Genomic DNA, 7,360 nt, shown 5'->3' with positions numbered 1-7,360 from the left:
TGCCGGAGTGAGGGAACGCCGAGCCTAGGCGAGGCGCCGACAGGCGGGGCAGAGCGCTTTGGTTACTTTGCCGCTTTTGCAAAGTGACTCGCTGTAAGAGCGAAACCATAGGTGGCCGTTACCGAAGAAACGGATATGTACCCAATCAATCACCCCACCATCTCCCGAACCCGATACCACAACATCCCCAACGCCAGCAGCGGCGAACGCAACACCTTCCCCCCAGGAAACGTCATATGCGGCACCTGGCTGAAAATATCCAACCCCCGGCTCTGCCCAGCCTGAATCCCCTCAGCCAACAACCGCGCACACCAGTGAGTCACGTTCAACCCATGCCCCGAATACCCCTGGGCATAGAACACATTCGGATGCTGCTTCAGGCGCCCCACCTGGGGAAAGCGATTGGCGGTGATGCCGATCTTCCCCCCCCACTGAAACTCAATCGCGGTATTCGCCAACTGCGGAAAAACCTTGAGCATCTTCGGCCGCATATACCCCGCGATATCCACCGGATCACGCCCCGAATAATGACAAGCCCCCCCAAACAACAACCGCCGATCCGCCGAAAGGCGGTAATAATCCAACCCCACTTTCTGATCACACAACGCCAGGTTCTGCGGAATCAACTGATCAGCCACCCCAACCGACAGCGGCTCGGTCGCAATGATGTAGCTCCCCGCTGGCAACACCTTGCCGCTCAACTTCGGCTCCAATTCCTCCAGATGCGCATTGCACGCCAGCACCAGGTTACCGGCGCGCACGGTGCCGGACGCGCAACGCACCTGCACCGTGTCGCCATGGATCAACTCCAGCACCGGGCTGTCTTCAAAGATCCGCACCCCAAGGGATTCGGCCACACCAGCCTCCCCCAGCACCAGGTTCAACGGGTGCAGATGCCCGGAGCCCATGTCCACCAGGCCACCGGCATACAAGCCTGAGCCAACCACCTGCGCCATATCCTGCGATGCCACCAACCGTGTTTCAGGCGCATACCCCAAGGCAGCCAGGCTCTCCAGCTCCCCCTGAAACGCCGCAAACTGCGCCGGCGTATTCGCCAACTCGCAAAACCCCCAGCGCAAATCACAGTCAATCCCGTGCTCGCGAATCCGCTCCCCCACCAGCGCCACCGAATCGATCCCGGCCTGCTGCAGGTAACGCACGCCCTCCTCCCCCACGTACCTGGCAAAGCCCGATACGTCATGCCCAATCCCGCGAATCAACTGCCCGCCATTGCGCCCGCTGGCGCCCCAGCCAATCCGCCGGGCCTCCAGCAGGATCACCGACAGCCCGCGCTGGGCCAGTTCGATGGCGGTGTTGACCCCGGTGAACCCACCGCCGATCACACACACATCGGCGGTCAGGTCAGCCCCCAGCGCTGGGCGCCGGGGCATGGCGTTGGCCGAAGCCAGGTAATAGGAACGAGCGTGGTCGGAGGAGGAACGGTTCATTTGTTGGTCTTCACTTTGCTCCAGGACCGCGTCATCAAGCGCATGACGGCGGGCGTCGGGGTGGTGGAAATGTAGAGTTTGTCGAGCACTTCCTGGGACGGGTAGATCTCGGGGTTGTTCACCAGCTCGGGGGCCATGAAGGCCTTGGCCGCCGGGTTCGGGTTGGCGTATCCGACGCTGGCGCTGACCTTGGCGATCACTTCAGGGTCCAGCAAGTAGTTGATGAAGGCGTGGGCGGCTTTCGGGTTGGCGGCGTCCGCCGGGATGGCCAGCAGGTCGAACCACAGGTTGCTGCCTTCCTTGGGGATCGAGTAGGCGATGTTCACGCCGTTCTTGGCTTCCTTGGCGCGGTTGGCCGCCTGGAACACGTCGCCGGAATAACCGAAGGCGACGCAGATATCACCGTTGGCCAGGTCCGAGATGTACTTGGAGGAATGGAAATAAGTGATGTACGGCCGCAGGGTCAGCAGCTTGGCCTCGGCCTGTTTGTAGTCTTCGGGATTCTCGCTGCGCGGGTCCTTGCCCATGTAGTTGAGGATCGCCGGGAACAGTTCATCCGCCGAGTCGAGGAATGCTACGCCGCACTCGTGGAGCTTCTTGATGTTCTCCGGTTCAAACAGCACGGCCCACGAATCGATATGGTCGATGCCCAACACCTGCTTGACCTTGTCCACGTTATAGCCGATGCCGTTGGTGCCCCACAGGTACGGCACCGAATGCTCGTTGCCCGGGTCGTTTTTCTCCAGCAGCTTGAGCAGCTTGGGGTCGAGGTTCTTGAAGTTGGGTAGCTGCGAACGGTCCAGCTTGAGGAACGCGCCGGCCTTTACCTGGCGCGCCAGGAAGTGGTTGGACGGCACCACCACATCGTAGCCGGTACGGCCGGCGAGCAGTTTGCCTTCCAGGGTTTCGTTGGAGTCGAACACGTCGTAGATCACCTTGATCCCGGTCTTGGCCTGGAAGTCGGCCAAGGTGGTCTCACCGATGTAGTCGGTCCAGTTGTACACACTGACCGTCTGCGCGGCGTGGCCCGCGCTGCTGAACAACGCCGCCAAGGCCAGCGGGAGAAGCTTTTTCACCAGACGCATATCGACACCCCTTTGCTTGATTGATTTTTATGTATTCATCCAGCCATTCTGCCAGTAGCAGCTGTCGAGCCTTGGCGAGGCTGCGCAGCGTTGTATCAGACACAATTGCGGTGGGCCCGACGCAGCCTCGCTAAGCTACGGACGAGTCGTCAGACGCTCAGCAGCAGGAACTCACGTTCCCAGGAGCTGATCACCCGCTTGAAATTCTCGTGTTCGGCACGCTTGACCGCGACGTAGCCGCGCACAAACTTGTCTCCCAGGTACTGCTTGACGGTGTCGCACTCTTCCATGCGCGCCAGGGCGTCTTCGATGGTGATCGGCAGCCTCAGGTTGCGGCGCTCGTAGGCGCGGCCTTCCACCGGGGCACTGGGCTCGACCTTTTCGATCATGCCGAGGTAGCCGCACAACAGGCTGGCAGCGATGGCCAGGTACGGGTTGGCGTCGGCGCCCGGCAGGCGGTTTTCCACGCGCATGGCGTCGGGGCTGGAGCTCGGTACACGCAGGCCGACGGTGCGGTTTTCTTCGCCCCACTCGACGTTGACCGGTGCCGAGGTGTCCGGCAGGAAGCGGCGGAACGAGTTGACGTTAGGCGCAAACATCGGCAGCAGCTTGGGGATGTACTTCTGCAGGCCGCCGATGTGGTTGAGGAACAGTTGGCTCTTGTTGCCGTGCTCATCGACAAACACCTGCTTGCCGGTGGCGATCTCCACCACGCTCTGGTGCAGGTGCATGGCGCTGCCGGGCTCGTCGGCCACCGGTTTGGCCATGAAGGTGGCCGCCACGTTGTGCTTGAGTGCAGCCTCGCGCAGGGTGCGTTTGAACACGGTGATCTGGTCGGCCAGGTCCAGGGCATCGCCGTGGCGGAAGTTGATTTCCATCTGCGCCGGGCCGTCTTCATGGATCAGCGTGTCGAGGTCCAGGCCCTGGGCTTCGCACCAGTCGTAGACGTCTTCGAACAGCGGGTCGAACTCGTTGGCAGCGTCGATGGAGAACGACTGGCGGCCACTTTCGGCGCGACCGGAACGGCCCAGCGGGGTCTTCAGCGGCAGGTCCGGGTCTTCGCAGCGCTGGGTCAGGTAGAACTCCATCTCCGGCGCGACAATCGGCTGCCAGCCCTGGTCGGTATAGAGTTGCAGGACCTTTTTCAGCACGTTGCGCGGCGACAGTTCGATGGGGTTGCCCTGCTTGTCGAAGGTGTCGTGGATCACGATGGCCGTCGGCTCGATGGCCCATGGCACCACGTAGGTGGCGTTGGACACCGGGCGGCAGATCATGTCGATGTCGGCCGGGTCCAGCAGGTCGTAGTAGATATCGTCGTCGACAAAGTCCCCGGTTACCGTTTGCAGCAACACACTTTCCGGCAGGCGCATGCCTCGCTCATGCAGGAACTTGTTGGTGGGCGAAATCTTGCCGCGTGCGATGCCAGTCAAATCACTGATCACGCATTCGACTTCGGTAATCTTGTGTTCTTTCAGCCAGGCGGACAGCTGATCGAAGGGGGCGTTCATAAGGACCTCGTCATGGGTTGGATGCTGCGCCGCGGGCTTCCCTCGCGGCGCATTGAGGTCTATCTTGGGCCAGCCGTCCAACGGCATCTATCCACTTTGCGCCAACCACAACGCACCAATAGAGTGCGCCCAGGTTACCCATGACACAGGCAACAGCTTTGCGCGTACAGGCCTTCACCACCGGTGATGTGGCCGCTCAATGCAGTGCGACACCCGGTTGGGTGCAGCAGTACCAGCAGATGTCCCCAGGGCATTTCGCCGGGCAGATCCGCTACCTCGACCTGCAAGGTGTCGAGGTGTACGAAGAGCGGATGAACACCCGGGTGGAGCAGAACTTCAACGCGCCGCCGGGTTCCCTGGCGTTCTGTTTCGATGGCAGCGACAACGCGCTGTACGTGCTCAATGGCGAAAGCCGCAACACCTGGATCACCCCGGAACACTACCGCGAAGTGGCAGTGGTGTTCGGGCCGCAGTTTGTCCAGCGCCATGGTCTGGATGTGGCGAAGCTGGAGGGGTTGTTCATGGCCCCGCTCAACTCCCTGCAAAACCCGTTGTTCAGCCGCTGGCTCAGCGGCACGCTGACACGGCTGTCGGCGACGCTGGACCTGCCGAGTCGTGATGCCCTCACGCAACAGTTGCTCGACGATTGCCTGTTCATCCTCGACAACGCCTGCGTGTGCCTCGACAAGGGCTCATTGCAGCGACGCACCGAGGAGCGAATCATCATGGCGCGCATTGGCGAATGGGCGGCGGATGTGCCGGATGAAACCGTCAACCTGCTGCAGCTGGCGCGCATTGCCGGGGTGCCGTTGCGCCAGTTGCAGCACGGGTTCAAGACGTATACCGGGATGAGCCCGGCGCAGTGGTTGCGGTTGCGCCGGTTGAACAGTGCACGGCGGGAGTTGTTGAACCCGCCGTCAGTGGACACCACCGTGGCGGAGGTGGCGATGAATTGGTCGTTCTGGCATTTGGGGCGGTTTTCCAACAGTTATCGGGCGTTGTTTCAGGAGTTGCCCAGCGAGACCCTGAAGCGCCAGAGGTAAGTGTGGGAGCGGGCTTGTGTGGGAGCGGGCTTGCTCGCGAATGCGGTGGGTCAGTCAATAAATCTGGCACTGATACACCGCCTTCGCGAGCAAGCCCGCTCCCACATTTGAAGATCGTTCCCACGCGGAGCGTGGGAACGATCAGGTCCGAAGAAACGCCAGCATCAACTGATTCACCCGCTCCGCCGCCTCCAGCTGCACCATATGCCCCTGCCCCGGCAGTATCTCCACCTGAGCGTCCAACCCATGGGCATGGCTCGCCGGGATGATTGCGTCCTCACTGCCCCAGATCACCAGGCTCGGCTGCTGCCCCACCACACTGCGCAAATCCACCAATTGCCGACCACCGCTGAACAACGCCCCGGTGATCTGCCGCAACGCCTGCTCCACACCCTCCAGGCGCTTGAACTTGAGCATGTCTTCCAGCATCTGCCGGGTCACCAGCGCCGGATCGCTGAACAGTTGCACCAGTTGCGGCTTGAGTGCATTGCGATTGCTCGCGTCGATAAAACCTTGCAGGTAATCACTGTTGATCTGCGTACCCAATCCAGCGCTGGCGATCAGGGTCAACGACGCCACACGCTGCGGTGCCACCCGCGCGAGGTTCAGGGAAACCAGCCCGCCCATGGAATGCCCGGCGAGGTGTACCCGGTCAACCTTCAGATAATCCAGCAGTGCCAATACCGCCTGGCTCAGCTCCTCAAGCTCGCCTGTTTGCAGGTACTTGCCCGACTCGCCATGCCCCGGCAAATCCAGGGCGATCACCCGCCGCTCAGCCGCGAGCACCGGGTGATTGAACAGCCAGTTATTCAGGTCGCCACCAAAGCCGTGCACCAGCACCAGCGGTGTGCCGCCCTCCCCGAGGTCCAGATAGCGCAGCAGGCGCCCGCCCACCTCGACCTTCTGTGCCGATGGCCCGCTGGCTTCAGCCTCGGCGGCACTGGAAACGAACCCCGCCTGGAACGCCTCGATCACCCCATCAATCTCGGCCTCGCTGGCCTCGCCTTCCACCACGATTGCCAGCAATGCCCCCACGGGCAAGGTCTCATCGCTCTGGGCCAACACCCGCCGCAGCACCCCGCTGAAGGGTGCCTCGACACTGCTGGAAATCTTGTCGGTCTCGACATCCAGCATTTCTTCACCCTTCTCCACCGGGTCGCCCGGCTGCTTGAGCCAGACATCAACCCGGCCCTCGGTCATCGACAGCCCCCACTTGGGCATGGTCAGTGTATGGATCATGCGGCATTCCTCTTGTCGGCGATCTTCAGCACCGCAGCTTCGATCTTCGCCGCGTTGGGGATGTACAGGTCTTCCAGGGCATCGGAGAACGGCACCGGGGTATGGGGCGCGGTGACCATTTCGATCGGCGCGCGCAGGAAGCTGAACGCGCGTTGCGCCACCAATGCACTGATGTCCGTGGCAATCGAACAACGTGGATTGGATTCGTCGATCACCACCAGGCGCCCGGTTTTCTCCACGCTTTCAAGGATGCTGTCTTCGTCCAGCGGGCTGGTGGTGCGCAGGTCCAGCACTTCGCAATCGATGCCTTGGCGCGCCAGGTTGGCCGCCGCTTCCAGGGCGATGTGCACCATGCGCCCGTAGGTCACCAGGGTTACGTCATTGCCTTCACGCACGAAGTTGGCTTCGCCGAACGGCACGGTGTACAGCTCTTCCGGCACTTCGCCCTGGAGGCTGTAGAGCATTTTGTGTTCGAGGAAAATCACCGGGTCGTTGTCGCGGATCGCCTGGATCAGCATGCCCTTGGCGTCATAGGGCGTGGCCGGGCACACCACCTTGAGCCCGGGAATATGCGTCCACATCGAGGTGAGCATCTGCGAATGCTGGGCCGCCGCACGCAGGCCGGCGCCGTACATGGCGCGCACCACCAGCGGCGTGGTGGTCTTGCCACCGAACATATAGCGAAACTTCGCCGCCTGGTTGAGCAACTGGTCGAGGCAGCAGCCGATAAAGTCGACGAACATCAACTCGCACACCGGGCGCATGCCACGGGTGGCTGCACCGACGGCCATGCCCACATAACCGACCTCGGAAAGTGGCGCGTCGAGCACGCGGTCGGGGAACTCCGGATACAGCCCCTTGGTGACGCCGAGCACGCCACCCCAGGCGTCCTGTTCACCGGGCGAACCGGTGCCGCCGGACACGTCCTGGCCGATGATGAACACGCTCTGGTCGCGGCGCATCTCTTGGGCCAGGGCTTCGTTGATTGCCTGCTGATAGCTGATTTTTCTAGCCATGATGACTTCTCCACGGATTGT

General features: G+C 62.0%; 6 protein-coding genes. 1 reads left to right on the top strand and 5 read right to left on the bottom strand.

Annotation, left to right across the window (positions count from 1 at the left end; all coding sequences use genetic code 11):
• Nucleotides 1-149: 149 nt before the first annotated feature.
• The 3 genes from HX805_RS01155 to HX805_RS01145 form a co-directional block, all read right to left on the bottom strand.
• Nucleotides 150-1,448, bottom strand: a complete 1,299-nt coding sequence (locus HX805_RS01155) for an FAD-binding oxidoreductase (protein ID WP_177081431.1) — start codon at nt 1,446-1,448, stop codon at nt 150-152.
• Nucleotides 1,445-2,533 carry a polyamine ABC transporter substrate-binding protein gene (locus HX805_RS01150; protein ID WP_003219153.1) on the bottom strand — a complete coding sequence of 363 codons (1,089 nt, stop codon included), beginning with the start codon at nt 2,531-2,533 and terminating at the stop codon, nt 1,445-1,447. Before HX805_RS01150 ends, HX805_RS01155 begins: the two co-directional genes overlap by 4 nt.
• A gap of 149 nt (nt 2,534-2,682) precedes the next feature.
• The gene (locus HX805_RS01145) at nt 2,683-4,041 is read right to left on the bottom strand and encodes a glutamine synthetase family protein (RefSeq protein WP_003219154.1); all 1,359 of its coding nucleotides are present in this window, start codon (nt 4,039-4,041) and stop codon (nt 2,683-2,685) included.
• A gap of 140 nt (nt 4,042-4,181) precedes the next feature.
• On the opposite strand from HX805_RS01145, the gene HX805_RS01140 reads away from it, so the two are divergent.
• On the top strand, nt 4,182-5,084 hold the full coding sequence (locus HX805_RS01140) for a helix-turn-helix domain-containing protein (RefSeq protein WP_177116519.1): 903 nt from the start codon (nt 4,182-4,184) through the stop codon (nt 5,082-5,084).
• A 141-nt stretch (nt 5,085-5,225) separates the two neighbouring features.
• On the opposite strand, the gene HX805_RS01135 is transcribed toward HX805_RS01140, so the two are convergent.
• Entirely contained in the window at nt 5,226-6,323 is a 1,098-nt protein-coding gene (locus HX805_RS01135) for an acetoin dehydrogenase dihydrolipoyllysine-residue acetyltransferase subunit (RefSeq protein ID WP_177081430.1), read from the bottom strand.
• A complete protein-coding gene (locus tag HX805_RS01130; protein WP_076015753.1) occupies nt 6,320-7,339 on the bottom strand; it encodes an alpha-ketoacid dehydrogenase subunit beta in 1,020 nt (339 codons plus the stop codon). The genes HX805_RS01135 and HX805_RS01130 overlap by 4 nt, the downstream gene beginning before the upstream one ends.
• Between the last annotated feature and the right edge of the window lie 21 nt (nt 7,340-7,360).

Source organism: Pseudomonas sp. G5001, assembly GCF_013385475.1.
GTDB lineage: Bacteria > Pseudomonadota > Gammaproteobacteria > Pseudomonadales > Pseudomonadaceae > Aquipseudomonas.
Note: the sequence above shows the minus strand (reverse complement) of the source record. Positions and strands in the feature narration are given on the sequence as shown.